Here is a 21,795-nt window from a genome sequence, read left to right on the forward strand (position 1 = left end):
TTCATGCCCCTGATTGTCCCCATATTTGGGAGCAGCCGGTAAAATCGCGTGTTGCCCACCGGGCGCAGGGCGCGCCTCTTTCTTCCCCGCCCACACTCAGACCCATAGCCATGCTTTATCCACAGAATTTCGACGTCATCGTTGTTGGCGGCGGTCACGCCGGTACCGAGGCGGCCCTGGCCGCCGCCCGCATGGGCTGCAAGACCCTGCTGCTCAGCCACAACATCGAAACCCTGGGCCAGATGAGCTGCAACCCGTCGATTGGCGGCATCGGCAAGGGCCATCTGGTCAAGGAAGTGGACGCCATGGGTGGCGCCATGGCGGCGGCGACCGATGAAAGTGGCATCCAGTTTCGCATTCTCAATTCCAGCAAGGGGCCGGCCGTGCGCGCCACCCGCGCCCAGGCAGATCGCGTGCTGTACAAGGCGGCCATTCGCCACCGGCTGGAAAACCAGCCCAACCTCTGGCTGTTCCAGCAGGCGGTGGACGACCTGATGGTGGAGGGCGACCGGGTGGTGGGGGCGGTAACCCAAGTGGGCATCAAGTTTCGCGCCAAGACCGTGGTGCTGACGGCCGGGACTTTTCTGGATGGCAAGATCCATGTGGGCCTGAACAATTATGCGGCCGGCCGGGCCGGGGACCCGCCAGCGGTTTCCCTGAGTGCGCGCTTGAAAGAGCTGAAGCTGCCGCAGGGCCGGCTGAAAACCGGCACACCGCCGCGGCTCGATGGCCGCTCGATTGACTTCAGCAAGTGCATTGAGCAGCCCGGTGACGGCATGCCCGGCGGCATGAGCGCGGCCATGCCGGTGTTCAGCTTCATGGGCCGCGCCGAGCAGCACCCGGCGCAAATGTCATGCTGGATGACCCATACCAATGAGCGCACCCACGACATCATCCGCAGCGGCTTTGACCGCAGCCCCATGTTCACCGGCAAGATCGAGGGCGTCGGCCCGCGCTATTGCCCGAGTGTCGAAGACAAGATCAACCGCTTTGCCGACAAGGACAGCCACCAGATTTTTCTGGAACCCGAAGGCCTGACGACGAACGAGTATTACCCGAACGGCATCAGCACCAGTCTGCCCTTTGACATTCAGTACGAACTCGTGCGCTCGATGGCCGGCCTGGAGAACGCCCACATCCTGCGCCCGGGCTACGCCATTGAGTACGACTACTTCGATCCGCAGCAGCTCAAAAGCAGTTTCGAGACGCGGGCCATTGGCGGCCTGTTCTTTGCTGGCCAGATCAATGGCACGACCGGCTACGAAGAGGCCGCTGCCCAGGGCATGTTCGCCGGTATCAATGCCGCGTTGCAGGCCGGTGCCAAAACCGCGTGGCAGCAGGACACCTGGGTGCCGGGTCGGGACGAGGCCTACCTGGGTGTGCTGGTGGATGACCTTATTACCAAGGGCGTGACCGAGCCCTACCGCATGTTCACCAGCCGCGCCGAGTACCGCCTGCAACTGCGCGAAGACAACGCCGACGTGCGTTTGACCGAAGTAGGGCGGCAGCTGGGTTTGGTGGATGATGCCCGTTGGGATGCTTTCAGCCGCAAACGCGATGCTGTTTCACGTGAAACAGAGCGGCTTAAATCAATCTGGATCAGCCCTAAAAATGTGTCTGCACCAGAAGCTGAGCGTGTTTTTGGCAAGGCCTTGGAGCATGAGTACAACCTGCTCGAATTGTTGCGCCGCCCCGATGTGGACTACGCGGCGCTGATGAGTCTGGAGTCGGCCAAGTTTGCGAACCCTGTTGTTATTGCCCTTGTCCCGATGGATGTTTCACGTGAAACATCAGTTGATTCGAGCGCTTTGTTTCAAACCGAACAAGCCAGAGCGGTGATTGAGCAGATCGAAATCGTCGCTAAATACTCCGGCTACATTGACCGTCAACACGCGGAAGTGGAGCGGGCGCTGCACTTTGAAAGCTTCAAATTGCCGCCGGATATGGACTACGCCCAGGTGACCGCACTCAGCATCGAGGCGCGCCAGACCCTCGCCAAACACAAGCCGCAGACGCTGGGTTTGGCGTCGCGCATCTCGGGCGTCACGCCTGCGACGGTGTCTTTGCTCTTGGTCTACCTGAAAAAGAATGGCTATAAAGGGTTTTCTGGCAAGGGAGTAGAGGTCGAAGCTTTGGTGGCTGTCGCTATAGAGGTGGCGGCAGAATGACGCAATCAGTGACAGGAGTGATCTCATCCAATCCGTATGAGTCAACGTTAAGGCAGGGCGCCAACGCGCTGGGTTTGAGTCTCAACGACCGCCAAATCGCCCAGCTCTTGGGCTACCATGCCCTGATTCAAAAGTGGAACAAGGTCTACAACCTGACGGCGGTACGCGACCCGGCGGAGATGTTGACGCATCATTTGCTGGACAGCTTGGCGATTGTTACTCCGCTCATTCGTCAAACGGCTGGTGCGTCCATCAATATGCTTGATGTGGGGGCAGGGGCCGGCCTGCCCGGCGTGGTGGTGGCGATCTGCTGCCCACAGGTGTCGGTCACCTGTGTCGATGCCGTGGCCAAGAAGATGGCGTTTGTGCAGCAGGTGGCGACCGAGTTGAAATTGCCGAATCTCAAGGCACTGCATTCCCGCGTCGAGGTATTGACGCAGAAGTTTGATCTGATCACGTCACGGGCCTTTGCGACGCTGGCGGATTTTGTGACCGGATCGCGGGCGGCGTTGAAGCCTGGTACGGGCGTGTGGCTGGCGATGAAGGGCAGGGATACGTCGGCTGAAGTGGCTGCTTTGCCGGCTGATGTGACCGTGTTTCACGTGGAACAATTGACGGTTCCAGGCTTGGATGCGGAGCGGCGCATCGTTTGGATGAAGATGGCTATATCTGCCGGATAAATCAGAACCTGGCGCAATAAAGCTACTTTCTGCCTGCCGAATGTCGCGTAAACTCAACCCTTACGATTTACGTGCGGGAGTTACGCAAAAATGTTTGGAAATGTGTTCGGTATCGCAGATTACAGCGCCTTCATCATCGCCATCATCATTTTTTTGGCCATTCCCGGCCCGGGCAATCTGGCCCTGATCACCTCGACCAGCAAGGGCGGGATCCTCGGTGGTTTGGCTGCCACACTGGGTGTCATCGCCGGTGACCAGGTGCTGATGTGGCTGGCGGTTGCTGGTGTGGCGGCCTTGCTCAGCGCCTATCCGACGGCTTTCAATGCGGTGCAGTGGTTGGGCGCGGCCTATCTGGCCTGGCTGGGCTTCAAGCTGCTGACCGTCAAACCCGGTGACAAGCCGGTGCTCAACATCCAGCCGCGTCACTATTTCAAGCAAGCCATGATGATCACCTTGCTCAACCCCAAGGCGATTGTGTTTTACATGGCTTTCTTCCCGCTGTTTGTCGATCCGGTCAAGCAACAAGGCTTGCTGACATATGCGGTCATGGCGGCGACGATTGCCGCACTGACCTTTGCCTATGGTCTGACGGCGACCTTGATTTCACACTTCATGGCCGAGCGCATTCGCGCCAACCCGCGAGCTACCAGCGTGCTGCACAAGTTGGCGGGTATCTTTCTCATCGGCTTTGGCGTTAAATTGGCCCTCTCTAAATGAATATAAAACATAAATATACGCACGAAATACAATTTTCCGACGGGCCGCCCCTAGGGAAATTAGTCCCCTTGGGGGGCAGCGCAGTACGCGAAGCGACAAGCGTGGGGGTACATTTCTAATGGCCAAAATCTTCTGTGTCGCCAATCAAAAAGGTGGCGTCGGCAAAACCACCACCACGGTCAATCTGGCGGCGGGCTTGGCCAAAATCGGCCAGCGGGTGCTGATGATTGACCTCGACCCGCAGGGCAACGCCACCATGGGTTCGGGTGTCGACAAGCGCCAGCTGGAGCTGACGATCTATGACGTGCTGCTGGAGAACGCCACGATCACCGAGGCGCGCGTGAAAAGTGACAAGCTCATCACCGCCGGCTGCAGCTACGACGTGCTGGGCGCCAACCGCGAACTGGCAGGCGCCGAGGTGGAATTGGTCGATGTTGAGCGCCGCGAACGCCGCATCAAAACGGCCATAGCTGCCGTTGAAAGCGAGTACGACTTTGTCTTGATCGACTGTCCGCCCAGCCTGTCCATGCTCACCCTCAATGGCCTGTGCTGCGCCAACGGCGTGATTGTGCCCATGCAGTGCGAGTATTTTGCGCTGGAGGGCCTCACTGATCTGGTCAACACCATCAAGCAGGTCCACGCCAATTTGAATCCGGACTTGCAAATCATCGGCCTGCTGCGCGTCATGTTCGACCCCCGCATCACCTTGCAGCAACAGGTCAGCGAGCAGCTCAAAAACCATTTTGGCAACAAAGTCTTCAACACCGTCATCCCGCGCAACGTGCGCCTGGCCGAAGCGCCCAGCTACGGCCTGCCCGGCGTGGTGTTTGACCCGTCCGCGCGCGGCAGCATCGCCTTTGTCGAGTTTGCCAACGAGATGGTGGAACGCATCAAAACCATGTAAACGGGGTGGAAACACGCCAAACCATGAATTTAAGTGCCAAATTGACCTCTAGCCGGCGTATTTATTGCCTAAACAGCTATTAAATATATAGCAATTTAAATCCATATAGCCTTGACCGTCTCATTGTAATGATGCAAACGCCACTCGTTTTCACCCTCCCAGGCTGGCAAGGCAGCGGTGCCGCGCATTGGCAAAGCCATTGGGAAGCCGCATTTGGCGACGTTCGCGTAGAGCAGCACGACTGGCAGCAGCCCCTGCGCGGCGACTGGATCACGCGGCTGGAAGACGCCGTGCAAGAGCACCTGAAACAGCATCCGACGCAGCCCGTCGTGTTCGCTGCGCACAGCCTCGGTTGCCATCTGGTTGCCGCGTGGGCGGCTTTGTCCCCCAACGTGCAGCACGTCGCTGGTGCACTGCTGGTGGCGCCGCCCGACCCGCTGCAGCCCCATTTTCCGCCGCAGTTGCACAGCTGGAGCAAACCGGTGTTGAACAAGTTGCCGTTCAAAACCACGCTGGCCGCCTCCACCAACGACCCTTTTTGCCACTTCCATATCGCCACGGGCTTGGCAGGACATTGGGGCAGCGAGCTTGTCAGCGTCGGCGAACGCGGTCACATCAACGCCGAATCGGGACTGGGCGACTGGCCCGCGGGGCGAGCCATGCTGATGCAACTGGCTCAATCGGCCTGAACGCGACCCGTGCTTTATTGCTTATTTATTTATTTATAAAACCTAAAAAATCAACGGAAAACAACATGGCAACCAAACGACCCAAAGGCCTAGGACGCGGCCTGGAAGCACTGCTCGGCCCCACATTTGACGAAAATGCCGCCACGAACAGCGGAGTTCTCGCCAACACGGGCACGCCGTCCAGCTTGCTGTTGACTGATCTGGTCGCCGGCCAGTACCAGCCGCGCACCCGCATGGACGAGGGCGCTTTGTACGAGCTGGCCGAGTCCATCAAGGCGCAGGGCATCATGCAGCCGATCCTGGTGCGTCGCCTGACCAGCGGTGCGAATGACGGCAAATACGAGATCATCGCCGGCGAGCGCCGCTTCCGCGCCGCCAAAATCGCCGGACTGGACCACGTGCCGGTGCTGGTGCGCGACGTGCCTGACGAGGCCGCCGCCGCCATGTCGCTGATTGAAAACATCCAGCGCGAAGACCTCAACCCACTGGAAGAAGCCCAGGGTTTACAACGCCTGGTGCGAGAGTTTGCGCTCACTCACGAACAAGCCGCGCAGGCCGTGGGCCGCTCCCGCAGTGCTGCCAGCAACCTGCTCCGGCTCCTGAATCTGGCCGACCCGGTGCAAACCATGCTGATGGCCGGCGACCTTGACATGGGCCACGCCCGCGCCCTGTTGTCGCTCGACCGCGCCACCCAGATCACGGCAGCCAGCCAGATCAGCGCCAGGAAAATGTCGGTCCGCGAGGCCGAGAGCCTGGTCAAAAAGCTCAGCGCCGAGTTCAACCTGGTGGCCACCAAGCCCAAAAAAGAGAAATCCCGCGACCTCAAACGCGTGGAAGAAGAGCTCTCCGACCTGCTCACCGCGCAGGTCGAGATCCGCGTCAAAAAGCGCGTGAAACGCCACGGCAAGTTTGAGGAGATGGGCGAGCTGGCGATCCAGTTTGGCTCGATGGAAGAGTTGAACGGGTTGATCGACCGGCTGCGGGGCGAGGCGTGAGCCCGAGGCGTTGTCCGCCCTTGGGTTTTTTGCTTTGCATGATTTTTGGTGGCCAACTTGAGCTTATTTGCCCAACCACGCCACCAATTGCCGCGTCACCTCCGGGCTGCTGAGCAGCCCCAGATGGTTCATGCGGTAGGCAATCCACTGCGCTGATTTTTTGAAGCCCAGATGGCGCTGCGGGTCGTCATGCTGCCCGAGCGCGCTGTGCAGGGGCACGAGGCCGTCGCCAACCAGGCGGTCGGCCAGGTGGCTGCGCTTGGCGGCGGTGGTGGCGGCGATGGTGAAGCAGGCCACGTTGGTGGGCAGGGGTACGACCTGGCGCTTGTCGGGTTGGCGGCGAAAGCGATCGTGGCCCAGCCAGTCCTCATCCAGCACATGGCCAAAGCGCAGGTCGGTGATACCTGCGCTGCGCAGTTGGGCCAGTTTGGCAAAAGGGGCGGTAAAGGACGTGCTGCCCAGCAGGACGTCAATCCAGTTGCCGGCCCGCTCCAGGGGTGCACCGTGATGCGGGGTGCCCAGAAACACCATGTTTTTCAGCAGCGCCGGCCAGCGCGGGGCGTCCTGAGCGGCCACCTGCTGGGCAGTGTAAAGCGCGCTGCGCATGACCAGGCCACCCATGCTGTGCGCCACCACGCTGAGTTCAAGCACGGGCACCGGCCAGTGCGCGACCAATTGCTCCAGCTGGGCGCTGAGTTCGCGCCCGTTCTCGGAGGTGTGCAGGCCGGTGTTGTAGCGCACGCAGACGGGGGTGTAGCCCAGTTCGGTGGCGAGTGTGCTGCCGTGGTCCACCACTTGCCCTTTGTGCTCGGTTCGCCACTGCAAATCGTTCATGCACAGGCCGTGAATCAGCAGCACCAGCTTGCCGGTCAGCTCCGCGGGTGGCGGCAGGGCGCGCCAGTTCAGTACCTGACCCTGATACCGCAGCGTCATGGGCGTGGCAAAGGGGTTGTGGCTGGCCGCCAGGCGGTCGCCCATCACGCCATTGAGCGCGGCCAGCACCGCTTCGCGCTGGGGCGACTCAGCCGGCGCGGCTTCGGCCCACTCCAGCAGCGGCTGCAGCCGGGCCAGTACCTTGTCCACACCCGCGCCCAGCAGTTGCGTGACGCTGCGCAAACTCTTGTAAATCAAGCCTGTAAGGCCCCGAGCCTCTCCCGGCTCCTTGCCACCGGGCACGCCCAGAGCGTTCCAGACCGATTGATGCACGCCTTCGGCAATGTGCGTCATGCCTTGCGTGGCTTGGGTGGCGAGCTGGACGACGGCGCGTGCGTCAGAGGCACGCAGGTGTTTGAGTGCCGGCGTGGTTTTCTTTGGCGGGGCAGACGATGGGGGGGTCATGGTGGGCTGGCCGGATGAAAAATCGCGACGAACCACGCATTGTGATTTGACTCACCAAGAAATGCAGTATAAACTTGGTAAGTAATTAATAACTTACCAAGTTGACAATCCATTCAGAGACACTTTATGCAACTCACAGCTACCCGTTTACCCACTGAAGCGCGCCAAGCCGAGATTGTGGCCGCCGCCTTGCGTTTGGCGCAAGACAGCAGTCCTGCAAGCATCACCACCACCGACCTGGCCGGTGCGGTGGGTGTGAGCCAGGGGGCGTTGTTCAAGCATTTCTCGTCAAAAGAGGCCATCTGGCTGGCCGTCATGGCTTGGGTCACTGAGCACTTGCTGCGCTCGCTCCATGAAGCGGCAGAGCAGGCTCCTACGCCCACAGAAGCGTTGCGTCGCGTTTTTGATGCGCATGTGCGCTTTGTGGTGGCCCACCCCGGCGTACCGCGCGTGATCTTTCATGAATTGCAGCAGCCGGAGGATTCGCCGCTTAAACAGCAGGTACGCAGCCTCATGCAGGGCTACCGTCAACTGCTGCTGGGTCTGCTGGGGGCATCTGTGCAGCGCGGTGACGCGGCGCTTGATCTGGACGTGTCGGCAGCTGCCACCCTGTTTGTGGGCATCGTACAGGGCCTGGTGATGCAGTCCATGCTGAGCGGGCAGATGGCCAATATGAGTACGCAAGCCTCAAGCGTTTTCGACCTTTACCTGCGCGGTATCCGCACACCATCATGAAACTCAAATCGCCTTCCTCCAAAGTGCTTGTGCTCGGCTTGTTGGCCGTGTTGCTGCTGGTCGCCGTCGTTTTTGTCTTCCGGCGCGCTGGACCGCTGGCGCCCGTGCGCGTGACGGTGGCGCAAGCCGCCGAGGGTTCACTCACGCCCGCGCTCTACGGCATTGGCACGGTGGAGGCGCGTCGCAGTTACCTCATCGGTCCGACCGTCGCAGGCCGCGTGCTGCGCGTGCTGGTGGATGCGGGAGATACGGTGAAAGCGGGACAATTGCTGGCTGAAATGGATCCGGTGGATCTGGACAACCGGCTGGTGGCGCTGGACGCCTCGATGGCACGGGGTGCCAGCGCGATTGCAGCTGCCGACGCGCAGACGGCCGATGCAGCCGCGCGCCGGGAGCTGGCCGCAGTCAACGCGCGCCGCTACGTGGAGCTGGGACAGCAAAACTTCATGAGCTCCGGTGCGGTAGAGGCGAAAGTGCAGGAGCAGACCTCAGCCGAGGCCGGGGCGCGTGCGGCGCAGGCCAATCTGTCAGCGGCGCGGCAGGATCTCGTGCGTCTGAAAGCCGAGCGTGCCGCCTTGGCGCAGCAGCGCCAGAACGTGCGCCTGGTGGCAACGCAGGATGGTGTGGTGATGTCGCGTGACGCCGAGCCGGGTTCCACCGTGGTGGCAGGGCAGGCCGTGCTCAAACTCATTGAACCCGGCAGCCTGTGGGTGAAGGCGCGCTTTGACCAGGGCCGCTCGGCTGGTCTGGTGCCTGGCCTGGCCGCAGATATTGTGATGCGCTCCCGTGCCGCCACCGTGCTGCCTGGCAAAGTCGCCCGCGTGGAACTGCAGGGTGACAACGTGACGGAGGAGCGCGTGGCGCAAATCTCGTTTGACACGCTGCCCGCAGGTGTTTCCATCGGCGAACTGGCCGAGGTCACGCTCAGGCTGCCAGCCACGCCGCGCTCCCTGTTGTTGCCCAATGCCGCCATCAAGCGTCAAGGCGGGCAGACCGGTGTCTGGCTGCTGGAAGACGGCAGCCTGCGGTTCGCGCCGCTGCGCCTGGGTCAGACAGGCCTGGATGGACAGGTGCAGGTGCTGGACGGTTTGAAGGCCGGCAACCAGGTCGTGGTGTACAGCGAAAAGGACGTCGATGCACACAGCCGCATTCAGGTGGTGCAAAGTCTGACAGGGCAAAAAGAAACACAGGGCACGCCATGATCAGTCTGGCTGGCCGCGACATTCTGCATTCGTGGAGCAAGTTCGTCTTCACGGGCATTGGCCTGGGCCTGCTGATTGGTGTCACGCTGACCATGGCCGGCGTGTACAGGGGCATGGTGGACGATGCGCGGATGCTGTTGACCAACAGCCGGGCCGACCTCTGGGTGGTGCAAAAAGACACACAGGGCCCGTACGCCGAAGCCTCCAGCCTGCGCGATGACGCGTATCGATCCCTGTTGGGCATGCCGGGCGTGGCGCGGGCCGCCAATGTGACCTATCTCACCATGCAGGTGCGCCGCGAGAGCACCGATGTGCGGGCCATGGTCGTGGGGTTCGAGCCTGACCAGCCGGGTGAGCCGGGCTACCTGATTGCGGGCCGCCATATCACACGCAACCACTACGAGGCCGTGGCCGATGTGAAAACCGGCTTCCAGGTGGGTGATCTCATCAAGATTCGCCGCCACGAGTACAGCGTGGTGGGCCTCACGCAGCGCATGGTGTCGTCTGGCGGCGACCCGATGGTCTTTATTCCGCTGGCTGATGCGCAGGAGGCGCAGTTTCTGAAGGACAACGACGCCATCGTCAACGAGCGTGCCCGCACTGCCGCCAACCCCGCGCTCAATCGCCCTGGCGTGCCGGGTCTGCTGGAGGCCATCCAGGCCTCGCAGAGCAGCAACCACAATGTCAACGCCGTGCTGGTGCAAATCCAGCCCGGGCTGGATGCCGAGCAGGTGGCCGAACCGATTCGCCGCTGGAAGCACCTGCAGGTGTTCACGCGCGAGCAGATGGAAGACATTCTGGTGGCCAAGTTGATTGCCACATCTGCCAAGCAGATCGGCATGTTCCTGGTGATCCTGGCCATCGTGAGCGCGGCCATCGTGGCCTTCATCATCTACACCATGACACTGGGCAAGCTGCGCGAGATTGCGGTGCTCAAGCTCATCGGTACGCGCGACCGCACGATTGCCAGCATGATCCTGCAGCAAGCCATGGGCCTCGGCGTCATTGGCTTCATTGTTGGCAAGGTGGCCGCGACCATCTGGGCACCCGTCTTTCCCAAGTACGTGCTGCTGGAAACAGGCGACGCCGTGCAGGGTTTTATCGCGGTGATGATCATCTGCGCGCTGGCTAGCACGCTCGCCATCCGCGTGGCGCTGCGCGTGGACCCGGCTGCGGCCATAGGATGAAAGCGCAACATGACTGAATTAGTTGAATTGGGGATCCGCATCGAAGGTTTGAGCAAACGCTATGGCGAAGGTGAGGCCGCCGTGGATGCGCTCAAGGACGTGAACATGAGCGTCGCCCCGGGCGAGGTGGTTGGCCTGATCGGCCCCTCAGGCTCGGGCAAGAGCACGCTGCTCAAGTGTCTGGGCGCGGTGATCGAACCCACCTCGGGACGCATGATTCTAGGCAACCAGACCATCTACGACCAGGGCTGGAAACTGTCTGACTTGCGCGCTTTGCGACGCGACAGCATCGGCTTTGTGTTTCAGGCACCGTACCTCATCCCGTTTCTGGATGTAACCGACAACGTGGCCCTGCTGCCCATGCTGGCCGGCCAGCCCAACGCGAAGGCCCGCATCCGCGCCCGTGAACTGCTCGATGCGCTCGAAGTGGGGCACCGCGCCAAAGCCGAGCCCTCACAACTTTCGGGTGGTGAGCAGCAGCGTGTGGCCATCGCGCGCGCACTGGCCAACCAGCCGCCCGTGATCCTGGCCGACGAGCCCACGGCACCGCTGGACAGCGAACGCGCACTCGGTGTGATGCGCATCCTCAACCAGATGGCGCAGCAGTACCGCACCGCCATCATCGTGGTCACGCACGACGAAAAAATCATCCCGACCTTCAAGCGCATTTATCACATTCGTGATGGGCGCACGTATGAAGAAGCCGGCCAGGGCCTGAGCCTCTAGCGGCCAGGTTTCCAACTTCCAACTCCCCCCATTTTGAAAGGATCTCGCATGACAACCCAACGCATTCTCAAAGTTTTGGCCATCATCGCGATTGTCTTTGGCGCACTCACGGTCTTCAGCGGTGGCCACGCACTGTTCGGCGATGCACAGGCGCGCGCCAGCGTCGGCAACGCGGTGGGCTTTGTGCTGTGGTTCAACTTCTGTGCGGGCTTTGCCTATGTGCTGACCGGCGTCGGGTTATGGCAAGACCGGCGCTGGGCTGCTGGAGCCGCCAGCCTGCTGGCCTTGGCCACGGCGCTCGTGACCGCTGCCTTTGGCTGGCATGTCATGGGTGGCGGTGCCTATGAGATGCGCACCGTGGGGGCGCTGGTGCTCAGGCTGGTGTTCTGGGTGGGCGTGGCTGCGCTGGCGCTTCATGCATCGAAGCTGGCGAAAATGCCGCATCTCACATAAAATACCAAGATGGACTGGCTCACCAAACTGCCCGGCTTTCAGCGCACACCGTATGGGTTTGAGTGGCGCTTGCTGCGCCTGATGCCCACCGTGCTGCTGGCGGGCACCTTGCTACCGGCGCTGATGGCGCTGGCGGGTCGATTCTTCATCACCGCCAGCAACGCCGCCGAGCTGGCGCGGCACATCCAGCTGTTTGATTACGTGATGATCGGTCTGGTGATCTTCATCTGGACCGCCGTACTGACGGTGACGATTGGCTGTGTCATCGTCTGGCTGATGAAAGGTCCGGCCTACGTGGCCGACGGCTTTGAGGTCTCGCACAGCGACCTGCCCAAACCTTGACGCCAAGCCATTTTTTGCCTTGGCCAGTCGCGCTCATGGCGCCATGCTGTCCCAGGCCTTGAGCGCTTCGGCGGTATACATCAGCGCAGGCCCGCCGCCCATGTAGATGCACACGCTGAGCATTTCTTCGAGTTCAGCGCGCGTGCATTGCAGTTTGTGCAGCGCTTTGACGTGAAAGCCAATACAGCCCGAGCAGTGCTGCGTGATGCCAATGGCCAGCGCCATCAGCTCCTTGTGTTTGGCGCTGACAACGCCCTCTGCCATGGCACTTTTGGCCAATTGCCCAAAAGCAGCCATCGCTTCGGGTTGCGCTTTGCGAAACGGGGCCAGGTTTTCGTTGATGTTGTGGATCAGTTCGATGTGATTAAAAGTGCTCATGGTTCTTCTTTATCCTATATCCTTGATTAACCAAATTTCAAAAACAACTTGCTGTACGGCCCTTTGATTTTGCCCATCGCTTCTTTCACGGCAACGGCATTCTGTGCAAACAAGGCCGCCTGCAAGTCAGCCACCGACCTGTCAACCGCTTGCACCAAGCCCGTGAACTCGGCATTACCGGTATAGCTTGCGGGCGCTTCACTGCTCAGTTTTTTGCTCAGATAGGTCAGCACACCGGCTTGCGCCGTCAGTTGCTGCATGCCATTGGGCTGCGCCAGGGTTTTAGCGCCGTCAATGAGCACATGCTCCATCTCGCTGTGGTACGCATTCATGTGGTCGCTGTAGACGATAACCTGGTTGCGGTGTCGCATCTGGGCCATGATGTCGCGGGCCGCTTCCAGTGTTTCATGAGCCGCCGTGAGCTGGTTGGCCGCCACTTGTTCAGTCGCTTTGGTGTACACCCTGGATACTTCAGCCAAAGACGTCCCAAAAGCGCCGTCACGGTCATAGGGCGCAGGTGGTTTGGCGCCAAATTGGGCGGCCAGCTTGCCCCAGGACTGCTGCGCCTGGGTCATCGCCTGCTGCGCTTCTGTCTGGGAGTTGCTGTTGGTTTTGAAAAGCGCCACGCGGTAGGGACCATAAGCCTCTTGCATCGCGTCCGTCACGGCGTCGGCAGCCAGTGTTGGGAGCGCGGCGCAGGTGCTGAGCACCAAAAGTGCGGCTCGGGCGCGAAGCCTGGATCGAATAGTCATGTTGATATCCTTGAGTGTTTCATACAGGGGGTAGTATGTATGCGCCGCAAGAAAGCAACATGATCTAGGTCAACCAATAGGCGGATTTACCAGTCTCTGTCTTTTAGAAGCGCTCATGCGGTGCCAGATAGCGCCATTGCCCCAGCGGCAGGTTGCCCAGTACGATGTTACCGATGCGCACCCGCTTCAGGCCCACCACCTTGAGGCCGACCTGCTCGCACATGCGGCGGATCTGGCGTTTCTTGCCTTCGGTCAACACAAAACGCAGTTGCTCCGGGTTTTGCCAGTCGACCTTGGCGCGTTTCAGCGGCTGGCCGTCCAGACTCAGACCAAAGCGCAACTTGGCGAGGAGGGCGGGCGGGAAGGCGCTTTGCACGTCCAGGGTGACCGGTTTTGACGTCGACACATTGGCCAAATTGCCGTCGGCGTAATACTCCACCCGCACCAGGTATTCTTTCTCCATGTTGGAGTCTTCGCCGATCAGCTGGCGGGCGATGCGGCCGTCCTGCGTCATCACCAGCATGCCGATCGAGTCGATGTCCAGCCGCCCGCACGGGGCCAAACCCACCAGCTGGGAGTGGTTCCAGAAGAAGCGGGCGTTGTCGTCCATCCAGCGGTTTTGCGGGGTGAACAGCGTCACGGCGGGTTCGTGGCCGTCTTCGGCCTGCGAGCTCACAAAGCCCATGGGTTTGTTGATCAAAATCGTCACCTGATTCGCCTGCTTGCCCTTGGCAGCGCGGTCGACCTCGATTTTGTCGGTCGGCAGCACCTGCAAACCCATTTCGGCCACCACGCCATTGACCTTGACCCAGCCGTGCTCGACCCAGTCATCCGCCTCGCGGCGCGAACACATGCCCAGCTCGGCCATGCGCTTGTTCAGGCGGCTGGTGGCCTTAGCTGGTGCAGCCGGCGGCGCACCGGGTGCCGGCTTGGCACCGCCAGCGGCCGCTTTGGCTGCACCGGGTGACAGCGCACGACGGAAAACGGGCGCAGCAGGCGGCGTTTGGGCGGATGAAGTGGGCGAGGGCGGGGTTTTTAAAGGATCGGTCATGACGCCTTTAGTGTATTACGCAACTAAGGTTATGCCTACAAAGTCCGAGCGATCACCCCAGCGGCCAAGGCCAAATCGGGGGAAGCGGCTAAAATAGCGGGTTAATCCTTACTTTTTGCCCTCTTTTGGGCACACTCCCCCATGGCTGCCTTCGAAACTGAAAAAGTGCTCTCCGTTCACCACTGGAACGACACGCTGTTCTCCTTCACCACCACCCGCGGCCCCAGCCTGCGCTTTGAAAGCGGTCATTTTGTGATGGTTGGCCTGGAAGTGAACGGCAAACCGCTGATGCGCGCCTACAGCATCGCCAGCGCGCACTACGCCGAGCATCTGGAGTTTTTCAGCATCAAGGTGGAAAGCGGTCCGCTGACTTCCCGTTTGCAGCATCTGAAAGTCGGCGACCCGGTGCTGATTGGCCGCAAGCCGACCGGCACCCTGGTCTTGTCCGACCTGCTGCCCGGCCGCAACTTGTATCTGTTTGCCACCGGCACCGGCCTGGCGCCTTTCATGAGCATCATCCGCGACCCTGATACCTACGAACGCTTTGAAAAAGTGGTGTTGGTGCATGGCGTGCGCTTCGTCAGCGAGCTGGCGTATGACAAGTTCATTACCGAAGAGCTGCCCAAAGACGAGTTTTTGGGTGAAGAAGTGACCAAAAAGCTGATCTACTACCCCGCCGTCACCCGTGAAGCCTTTCGCAACACCGGCCGCCTGCCGGCCTTGATTGAAACCGGCAAGATGTGCAGCGATATCGGCCTGCCCCAGCTCAACCCCGCCACTGACCGCGCCATGATCTGCGGCGGCCCCGCGATGCTGAAAGACCTGCGTGTGGTGCTCGACACCCTCGGTTTTAAAATCTCCGCTGGTATTGGTCAGGCGGGTGATTACGTGATTGAGCGGGCCTTTGTGGAGAAGTGATTTTCGGTTGCAGTTAACTATTTGCTATATAATTTATAGCAAATTAAGTAATAAATACAACAGCTACGGCCGAATTTGACACTGATCTCGTCAAAACAGGCTGTGTTGGCGGCTGTACAAGGAGAGCACACTTGCAATGAGTGCGGCCAAAAAGATGGTTTCGCCAAGCATCAGTAAAATCGGCTTGAACCCCACGGTGGTGAGTTCCTGCAGCTGTGTTTTGATGCCGATGGCTGAAATGGCGATCACCAGACACCAGCGTGACAACTCGTTGCCGCCGGTTTGAACCACTTTGGGAACCCAGTCCATGCTGCCCAGCAGCATCAGAGCCACAAAAGCGGTCACAAACCAAGGCAAGAGCACGGCTTTGGGCTCGTCGGCTGAGCGGTGTTTGCGATTGACGGCGGCGATGACAACGATGACCGGCATCAGCATGGCCACCCGCATCAACTTCACCACGGTGGCGGTGTCACCGGTCGAAGTGGATACGCCGTAACCCGCACCCACCACCTGCGCAACGTCATGGATGGTGGCACCCAGAAAAATACCCGCATCGTGGTTGTTCAGCCCTAGCCACTGAGACAACAGGGGGTAGACCACCATCGCCAGTGTCGACAGCGCACTCACGCCAATCACGGTGAACAGCGTCGCCCGCTCGCGCAAAGGGTGGCTGGGCAAGACCGTGGAGATGGCCAGCGCGGCAGACGCGCCGCAAATAGCGACGGAGCCACCCGTCAGCACGCCAAAAGAGGCTTTAAACCCCGCCAATTTGGCAAAAAGCAGGCCCACCGCCATGGTTGCGATGACCGAGCCCATGACCAGCAAGACCGGGAACCAACCCAGTTCGGCGATCTGCCCCAGGGTGATGCGTAAACCCAGCAAAGCCACGCCCAGCCGCAGCAGGTGCTTGGCCGCCAGCTCAATACCGGGCAGGCAGGGCCCGCCCTGCGACAGGAAGTTCATGGCCATGCCCAGCAACAGCGCAAACAGCATGACCGGTGCGCCGTAGTGTTGCGACAGAAAGGTCGCCGCTGCGGCGACCGTTGCGCTGGCCATCAGGCCGGGAAACAGGGCGCGGGCCTGCATCATGTGACCGTTCATGTCAGTTCCGAGAGGATGGATTCGGGGGTGACGGTGTTGGGGTCGAGCATGACCATGCCATCGACCACGCTCACGGCATGTTTTTTGGCCTCCAGCGCTGGGGTGCTGCCCGCACAACTGTGACCCAGTTCAAAGCGTAAACCGTGTGCGGGACAGATCACTTTTTGGCCGTCGAGTTTTCCGCTGGAGAGCGAGGCACCGGCGTGAGGGCAGCTGTCGTCAATGGCAAACACCGCATCACCGACTTTGAACACGGCCAAGTCCAACCCGGCGGTGCAGACGCGCCGACCACGGTGTGCGGGCAAAGCGCTGAATTCAATCAGGGGTATTTGTGGCATCAGCTCGGCCATCAAATCACCACGCCGCCATTGGGGCTGATCACCTGACCCACCAGGTAATGCGGGCCCGCCAGGTACAGCACCATGGACGCGTATTCCTCTAGGGTGCCCAAACGCCCCAGGGGAATCATTTGCCACAGGCGGTTGCGCTGCTCTTCGGTGGCGTTGGCCAAAAAGGCCTCAAACGTCGGCGTTTGCACGCCACCGGGTGCCATGGCGTTGACAAAAATATTCGCACCCGCCACTTCGGCAGCCACCGCTTTGGTGAAGGCGATGACGGCACCCTTGGTAGCGCTGTAGTGCGGGCTGTGGGCGCTCATGGCCGAGATGCCGGCCACCGAGGCGATGTTGATGATCTTGCCGTCGCGCTGCGGCTCCATCAGGCGCAGGGCTTCGCGGGTGCAGTAAAAAACGCCGTGGACGTTGACGTGCCAGTAACGGTGCCACTCTGCATCAGTCATCTGGCTGGTGAATGCCAGCGACTGCCTTGGCTGGGGTGTGGTGAGGTAGCCGTAATGTTTGTTGCGCCGCACATCGTCCGGCGGACGGTCAGGCACCAGCGCGGCGTTGTTCACCAGAATGTGCACGGTGCCAAAAGTGGCTTTTGCCTTGGCAAACAGGGCGGTCACTGCCGCGCTGTCGGACACATCGCAGGGCAGGCACAGGTGACTGGTGCCAAGGCGGTCTAACTCCGCCGCCAGGTCGGCCAGGCCCTGGGTGTTCACATCGCAGGCCACCACGCGGGCTCCTTGGGCGGCAAATGCCAGGGCGATAGCGCGACCCAAGCCCCCGGCGGCACCGGTGACCAAGACGACTCTATCGGCGACCGGGCTGGCGGTCGCAGCGCTCATTCGGGTTTGAAACCGATGGCTTTGAGTTGCGCTGCCTGACGGTCAAAGGCCACGCGCAAGCCACGGATGAGTTCGTCAGGCGTGGCGTTGCTCCCCGGCTCCAGCCCCAAACCTGCAAACCGCTCGCGTGTCGCGGGCAGTTGCAAGACCTTCATCACCGCATCGCGCAGCTTGGTTTGGGCGGCGGCGGGCACGTCTGGCGTGACCCACAGCCCCATCCACACCACCTCCGTCAAATCCTTGTAGCCCAGCTCCGCAAAGGTGGGCACATCGGGCAAGGCCTTCATGCGGGTGGGGGCGGTGGTGGCAAACACCTTGATTTTTCCGCCTTTGATCATGGGGATGGAGGTGGCTGGCCCGTCGAACATGAAGGCGACATGGCCACCGGCCACATCGGTCAACGCCGGTGGCGAGCCTTTGTAGCCCACATGCAGCATGTCGGTGCCGGCAAGCTTGTTGAACTCCAACCCGATGGTGTGCGACATCGTGCCCGTGCTGTACGACGCATAGCTCACCTTGCCCGGGTTGGCTTTGATGTAGGCGATGGCTTCCTTCACATTCGTGGCGCTCAATTGCGGAGAGCCCACCATCAGCAAACCAGTTCGGCCCAGTTCCGCCAAGGGGCGCAGCTCTTTGAGGGGATCCACCGGCATTTTCACCACGTGGGGGATTTCAGAGACCAAACCGTTGACGGCGATCATCAGCGTGTGACCGTCTCGGGGTGACTTCAAGAGTTCCTGCAGGCCCAGTATGCCGGCAGCACCGGGCTTGTTGTCCACGATCACAGGCTGGCCCAGCTGGGCGGACAGTCCTTCAGCCAGGACGCGACCCAGGATGTCGGCCGTGCCGCCCGCAGGGGCGCCGACCACAATACGCATGGGTTTGTCGGGGAAGGTCTGGGCGATGCTGTAACCCGCAGCCAAAGCGGCGGCGCTGGCCACCAATGCGGTTTGGAAAAAACGGCGTGAAAGACGGCGTGAAAAAGTCATGGTTGTCTCCTGATGATGAATGCTGGCTTATGGTTATGAAAGATGTCAATGGCTTCAGGCGGCCAGGCGCATGGGCACGCCCCGTTGCCCGGTCACGCGGTTGGGTGCATAGCCCACCTTGGCGAGGGTTTCTTCGGTGCTGTTGTAGTGCTCGCCAATGCGGTAGATGGCTTTGGCCTGGGCACCGGTCGCCACTTCACGGTGCAACTCGCGGGAAATGCGCACCAGCTGTTCGATCTGCTTGACCGAGCTTATCAACTCGCCCTTTTTGCCCCACAGGTTGTCCTCAATGCCGCAGCGCACATGCAGGCCCATGGCGATGGCCATGGTGTTGAGCGGCAGCACATTGCGCATCAGCGCTTCGATGGACAAGACCGCACCTTCGGGGCAACGGTTGATGAATTCCATCATGTTGCGCGGGTTGGGGCCGTCCTGGCCGCCGCCAATCGCCACCCAGTTCAGCACCACCGGGCCGCTGTAGTGACCACGGCGGATGTAGCGCTCGACGGTTTCGAGCTGACCCACGTCGCCCAGCATGAAATGCGGCTGGATGCCGTTGGCCTGCAGGCGCTTGAGATGCTCTTCCACAAAGGCGGGGCCGGCGGGGATGGTCATCTCCTTGTAGGCAGCAAAGTAGGCGGGCTGACCCAGGGTGGTGTCGCCGCAGTCATCGGCTGTCAACAGCTCGGTCACATTCATCTGGTTGGTGTTGATGGCAATCGTGACCTGGTCAGGCTTCGGATTCAGTTCCGCCAGCATGTGGCGGGTGTCGTCGCTCAGCCATTTGGCTTCTGCGCCTTCGCCTTCAGGAGCGAAGGAGATGGACCCACCCACTTGCAACAGCATGTCAGGCACCGCTGCGCGCAGGCGGGACAGCATCTCGTTGAACATGGACACGCGCTTGCTGCCCTTGCCGTCGGCTTCGCGCACATGCACGTGCAGCACGGTGGCACCGGCGTTGTAGCAGTCCACCGCCTTCTGGATTTGCTGGTCCATCGTCACCGGAATATCGTCCGAGTCGCTGGGCAGAAACTGGGGGCCGTACGGGGCGACCTGGATGACCAGCGGTTGCTGGTTTTCGGGCAACAGGGAGTCGTCGAAGAATTGCATGATGTTCCTTGCTTTCTATGCTGAGATGATGACGTGGTGTGATTAAAAAAAACCTAGTCGGCTGCGCCCGCGCGCACCTTGCCGGCAGCCAGCTCTTCCTGAAGAATCGGCGCACCCAGGCTCATGGTGTGGATGCCCAGCACGCTGGTGAGCTGCAGCACGGCGGTGATCTCTTCTTTGCTGGCACCGAGTTCCAGCGCCTTGCGGATATGCCGTCGCACGCCGGGCGCGTACATGTGGGTGCAGGAGGCGTCGACCGCGATGGCGATGAACTCGATCGTTTTGGCATCGAGCACGCCAGACAGCATCGGCTTCATCGCCATGGCCATGAATTTTTCGGTCCAGTCGGCATCGAGCTCGGCAAACGGGGTCCAGTTCGGGTTCCACTGGCCCTGGCTGCGCAGCTGGTCGCTGATGGGCGTTGCTGGCGTTGCAGATGCTTGGGTCGGGGTATCAACGGCTTTCATGGCGGTTCCTGCGGTGTGTATAGGGCGAATTCTAGGAGCGGCGGGTAAGTTCTGCTTGACATTTCGGGACAGCGATTTACCATTTCGGGACACATTCGTGGAAACCCCTATGACCGATCTTGTCCGCAGCGCCGTGCTGAGCAACTACACCGAAGTGGCCCGCAGCGTGGGTCTGGATCCCTATGCCATGGTGAAGTCGGTGGGCCTGAGCCAGGGCTGTCTGGTCGAGCGCGACATGAAGATTCCCACCTCAGCCGTGCGCCGCTTGCTGGAAGATTCTGCAGCACTTTCGGGCGCTGAAAATTTTGGCCTGCGCATGGCCGAGACGCGTCGCCTGTCCATCCTGGGTCAGTTGGGCATGGTGGCACGCGAGGCACCCACCCTGCGCCACGTGCTCGACATCATCGTCCAGCACATGCGCCTGCACAACGAGTCGCTGCTGCTGCACATGGAAGACAGCGGTGGCCTGGTCACCATCCGCCAGGACCTGCTGGTCAGGGAGCGCGGTGCCATGCGCCAATCGGTGGAGTTGTCGCTGGGCGCGCTGATGCGTATCCTGCGCATCTTCCTGGGCAGCGACTGGTCGCCGCGCCGCGTGTGCTTTGTGCACCAAAGCCCGGTCGACCTGGGCCTGCACCGGCGGATGTTCGGCGCCGCATTGGAGTTTGGCTGCGAGTTTGACGGCATCATCTGCAAAAGCAGCGACCTGGACACCCCCATCGCCTCCTCGGACCCCGTGATGGCCAGCTACGCCCGCAGGCAAATCGAGGCGTCCATCAGCCCCGACAGCAAGGCCACAGAGCATGAGGTCCAGCAGCTGGTGCTCATTCTGCTGCCGACCGGCCGCTGCAATATCGCCCAAGTGGCTCGGCATTTGAATCTGGACCGCCGAACCCTGCACCGCCATCTGGGCAAAGAGGGCACCACCTTCACCCAGCTCGTCAACAGCACGCGGATGGATCTGTCCGAGCGCTATCTGGCGCACCCCAACCGCAAACTGGCCGACATTGCGGAACTGCTGGGCTTTTCAGGCTTGAGCGCATTTTCACGCTGGTACAGCATGCAGTTCAAAACCACACCGTCCAAAAGGCAGGTGGCGTTGCAGTTGTAGCGATGCAACTAAATTGCTATGTATTTAATAGCTAATAAAGAAATAAATACGCCGGTTACAGCCATATTTGACCCCTATTTCGGGTTTAAGCAATCGCCGCAGCCTCTACGGCTAGGTTTTCAGTCTCCGAGCAGCTCCCGCCGCAGCCGTGGATCATCTCTTTGGACAGCGCCTCGGGTTTGCGCACCAAGCCGGTGACCGGGTCAAAGTCCACCCGGCGCATGTGCAGCGCGAGCGAGGCATCCATCGCCTGCGCGTGCTGCGGAAACCACAGCGCCAGCTCGCCTGCCATCAGGCGGATCATTTTCAAATCACCGTTTTGACCGTGCTGCAGCCCTTCGCGCATCACCTGCAGCACCACCTTGTGCTGCATGGAGTGGCAGTTGCCCGAGGCAAACTGGGTGCTGAGCATCCACGCGTCCTCCCTGCCAAAATGGTCGTCGGTGTGGTCGATCAAGGCCGCCCAGTGGCGCAAAAGCGTGTCGTCCGGCGCGTTGTGCACCTCGGCCAGCAAGTCGACAAACTCGCGGTGGGTGTCGTCCATCAGCGGAAAATCCAGCGCCAAAGCGCCTGACCATTCGAGTTGTTTCATA

At 60.9% G+C, this 21,795-nt stretch carries 25 protein-coding genes; 14 read left to right on the top strand and 11 right to left on the bottom strand.

What is annotated here, in order from left to right:
• Nucleotides 1–110: 110 nt before the first annotated feature.
• From mnmG to Q7T10_RS03680, 6 genes are all read left to right on the top strand, one after another.
• Nucleotides 111–2,168: a tRNA uridine-5-carboxymethylaminomethyl(34) synthesis enzyme MnmG gene (mnmG, locus tag Q7T10_RS03655; protein ID WP_304746037.1), complete on the top strand. Its 2,058-nt coding sequence runs from the start codon at nucleotides 111–113 to the stop codon at nucleotides 2,166–2,168.
• Nucleotides 2,165–2,848: a 16S rRNA (guanine(527)-N(7))-methyltransferase RsmG gene (rsmG, locus tag Q7T10_RS03660; protein WP_304746039.1), complete on the top strand. Its 684-nt coding sequence runs from the start codon at nucleotides 2,165–2,167 to the stop codon at nucleotides 2,846–2,848. The genes mnmG and rsmG overlap by 4 nt, the downstream gene beginning before the upstream one ends.
• Nucleotides 2,849–2,950: 102 nt before the next feature.
• Nucleotides 2,951–3,565, top strand: a complete 615-nt coding sequence (locus tag Q7T10_RS03665; RefSeq protein ID WP_304746041.1) for a LysE family transporter — start codon at nucleotides 2,951–2,953, stop codon at nucleotides 3,563–3,565.
• A 118-nt stretch (nucleotides 3,566–3,683) separates the two neighbouring features.
• Nucleotides 3,684–4,469 (top strand): ParA family protein, encoded by a 786-nt coding sequence (locus Q7T10_RS03670; protein WP_304746043.1) that lies wholly within the window; start codon nucleotides 3,684–3,686, stop codon nucleotides 4,467–4,469.
• Between the two features lie 131 nt (nucleotides 4,470–4,600).
• Nucleotides 4,601–5,158, top strand: coding sequence for an alpha/beta hydrolase (locus Q7T10_RS03675; protein WP_304746046.1), 558 nt, complete (start codon nucleotides 4,601–4,603; stop codon nucleotides 5,156–5,158).
• 65 nt (nucleotides 5,159–5,223) lie between these two features.
• Nucleotides 5,224–6,153, top strand: coding sequence for a ParB/RepB/Spo0J family partition protein (locus Q7T10_RS03680; protein ID WP_304746048.1), 930 nt, complete (start codon nucleotides 5,224–5,226; stop codon nucleotides 6,151–6,153).
• A gap of 63 nt (nucleotides 6,154–6,216) precedes the next feature.
• Here Q7T10_RS03680 and Q7T10_RS03685 read toward each other — a convergent pair whose 3' ends face one another.
• Nucleotides 6,217–7,491 (bottom strand): triacylglycerol lipase, encoded by a 1,275-nt coding sequence (locus tag Q7T10_RS03685; RefSeq protein WP_304746050.1) that lies wholly within the window; start codon nucleotides 7,489–7,491, stop codon nucleotides 6,217–6,219.
• Nucleotides 7,492–7,617: 126 nt separating this feature from the next.
• On the opposite strand from Q7T10_RS03685, the gene Q7T10_RS03690 reads away from it, so the two are divergent.
• From Q7T10_RS03690 to Q7T10_RS03715, 6 genes are read left to right on the top strand one after another with little or no spacing between them, the layout of a single operon-like run.
• A complete protein-coding gene (locus Q7T10_RS03690; RefSeq protein ID WP_304746052.1) occupies nucleotides 7,618–8,226 on the top strand; it encodes a TetR/AcrR family transcriptional regulator in 609 nt (202 codons plus the stop codon).
• Nucleotides 8,223–9,428, top strand: a complete 1,206-nt coding sequence (locus tag Q7T10_RS03695; RefSeq protein WP_304746054.1) for an efflux RND transporter periplasmic adaptor subunit — start codon at nucleotides 8,223–8,225, stop codon at nucleotides 9,426–9,428. The genes Q7T10_RS03690 and Q7T10_RS03695 overlap by 4 nt, the downstream gene beginning before the upstream one ends.
• Entirely contained in the window at nucleotides 9,425–10,615 is a 1,191-nt protein-coding gene (locus tag Q7T10_RS03700; protein WP_304746056.1) for an ABC transporter permease, read from the top strand. Before Q7T10_RS03695 ends, Q7T10_RS03700 begins: the two co-directional genes overlap by 4 nt.
• Before the next feature lie 9 nt (nucleotides 10,616–10,624).
• Nucleotides 10,625–11,341, top strand: coding sequence for an ABC transporter ATP-binding protein (locus Q7T10_RS03705; RefSeq protein ID WP_304746058.1), 717 nt, complete (start codon nucleotides 10,625–10,627; stop codon nucleotides 11,339–11,341).
• A 48-nt stretch (nucleotides 11,342–11,389) separates the two neighbouring features.
• Complete coding sequence (locus Q7T10_RS03710; protein WP_304746060.1) at nucleotides 11,390–11,794, top strand: hypothetical protein; 405 nt, start codon at nucleotides 11,390–11,392, stop codon at nucleotides 11,792–11,794.
• A 9-nt stretch (nucleotides 11,795–11,803) separates the two neighbouring features.
• Nucleotides 11,804–12,136: a hypothetical protein gene (locus Q7T10_RS03715; protein ID WP_304746062.1), complete on the top strand. Its 333-nt coding sequence runs from the start codon at nucleotides 11,804–11,806 to the stop codon at nucleotides 12,134–12,136.
• 33 nt (nucleotides 12,137–12,169) lie between these two features.
• Here the strand turns inward: Q7T10_RS03715 and Q7T10_RS03720 are convergent, their stop codons facing one another.
• The 3 genes from Q7T10_RS03720 to Q7T10_RS03730 all read right to left on the bottom strand — a co-directional run bounded on the left by Q7T10_RS03720 (nucleotide 12,170) and on the right by Q7T10_RS03730 (nucleotide 14,317).
• Nucleotides 12,170–12,514, bottom strand: coding sequence for a carboxymuconolactone decarboxylase family protein (locus Q7T10_RS03720; RefSeq protein WP_304746064.1), 345 nt, complete (start codon nucleotides 12,512–12,514; stop codon nucleotides 12,170–12,172).
• A gap of 26 nt (nucleotides 12,515–12,540) precedes the next feature.
• Entirely contained in the window at nucleotides 12,541–13,266 is a 726-nt protein-coding gene (locus tag Q7T10_RS03725; RefSeq protein ID WP_304746066.1) for a hypothetical protein, read from the bottom strand.
• A gap of 103 nt (nucleotides 13,267–13,369) precedes the next feature.
• Nucleotides 13,370–14,317: a pseudouridine synthase gene (locus Q7T10_RS03730; protein WP_304746068.1), complete on the bottom strand. Its 948-nt coding sequence runs from the start codon at nucleotides 14,315–14,317 to the stop codon at nucleotides 13,370–13,372.
• A 141-nt stretch (nucleotides 14,318–14,458) separates the two neighbouring features.
• On the opposite strand from Q7T10_RS03730, the gene Q7T10_RS03735 reads away from it, so the two are divergent.
• Nucleotides 14,459–15,235 carry a ferredoxin--NADP reductase gene (locus tag Q7T10_RS03735; RefSeq protein ID WP_304746070.1) on the top strand — a complete coding sequence of 259 codons (777 nt, stop codon included), beginning with the start codon at nucleotides 14,459–14,461 and terminating at the stop codon, nucleotides 15,233–15,235.
• A gap of 90 nt (nucleotides 15,236–15,325) precedes the next feature.
• Here the strand turns inward: Q7T10_RS03735 and Q7T10_RS03740 are convergent, their stop codons facing one another.
• The 6 genes from Q7T10_RS03740 to Q7T10_RS03765 are packed head-to-tail and all read right to left on the bottom strand — an operon-like array spanning nucleotide 15,326 to nucleotide 20,091.
• Nucleotides 15,326–16,336, bottom strand: a complete 1,011-nt coding sequence (locus tag Q7T10_RS03740; RefSeq protein WP_304746072.1) for a YeiH family protein — start codon at nucleotides 16,334–16,336, stop codon at nucleotides 15,326–15,328.
• On the bottom strand, nucleotides 16,333–16,674 hold the full coding sequence (locus tag Q7T10_RS03745) for a Rieske 2Fe-2S domain-containing protein (protein WP_304746075.1): 342 nt from the start codon (nucleotides 16,672–16,674) through the stop codon (nucleotides 16,333–16,335). Before Q7T10_RS03745 ends, Q7T10_RS03740 begins: the two co-directional genes overlap by 4 nt.
• A gap of 11 nt (nucleotides 16,675–16,685) precedes the next feature.
• A complete protein-coding gene (locus Q7T10_RS03750) occupies nucleotides 16,686–17,525 on the bottom strand; it encodes an SDR family NAD(P)-dependent oxidoreductase (protein WP_304746077.1) in 840 nt (279 codons plus the stop codon).
• The gene (locus tag Q7T10_RS03755; protein ID WP_304746079.1) at nucleotides 17,522–18,514 is read right to left on the bottom strand and encodes a tripartite tricarboxylate transporter substrate binding protein; all 993 of its coding nucleotides are present in this window, start codon (nucleotides 18,512–18,514) and stop codon (nucleotides 17,522–17,524) included. The genes Q7T10_RS03750 and Q7T10_RS03755 overlap by 4 nt, the downstream gene beginning before the upstream one ends.
• 54 nt (nucleotides 18,515–18,568) lie before the next feature.
• Nucleotides 18,569–19,624, bottom strand: coding sequence for a 3-keto-5-aminohexanoate cleavage protein (locus tag Q7T10_RS03760; protein WP_304746082.1), 1,056 nt, complete (start codon nucleotides 19,622–19,624; stop codon nucleotides 18,569–18,571).
• Between the two features lie 53 nt (nucleotides 19,625–19,677).
• Nucleotides 19,678–20,091: a carboxymuconolactone decarboxylase family protein gene (locus Q7T10_RS03765; RefSeq protein ID WP_304746084.1), complete on the bottom strand. Its 414-nt coding sequence runs from the start codon at nucleotides 20,089–20,091 to the stop codon at nucleotides 19,678–19,680.
• A 109-nt stretch (nucleotides 20,092–20,200) separates the two neighbouring features.
• On the opposite strand from Q7T10_RS03765, the gene Q7T10_RS03770 reads away from it, so the two are divergent.
• Nucleotides 20,201–21,202 (top strand): AraC family transcriptional regulator, encoded by a 1,002-nt coding sequence (locus Q7T10_RS03770; protein WP_304746086.1) that lies wholly within the window; start codon nucleotides 20,201–20,203, stop codon nucleotides 21,200–21,202.
• Nucleotides 21,203–21,287: 85 nt separating this feature from the next.
• Here the strand turns inward: Q7T10_RS03770 and Q7T10_RS03775 are convergent, their stop codons facing one another.
• Nucleotides 21,288–21,794: a hemerythrin domain-containing protein gene (locus Q7T10_RS03775; protein ID WP_304746088.1), complete on the bottom strand. Its 507-nt coding sequence runs from the start codon at nucleotides 21,792–21,794 to the stop codon at nucleotides 21,288–21,290.
• Between the last annotated feature and the right edge of the window lies 1 nt (nucleotide 21,795).

This window comes from Rhodoferax sp. (assembly GCF_030646845.1).
GTDB lineage: Bacteria > Pseudomonadota > Gammaproteobacteria > Burkholderiales > Burkholderiaceae_C > Rhodoferax.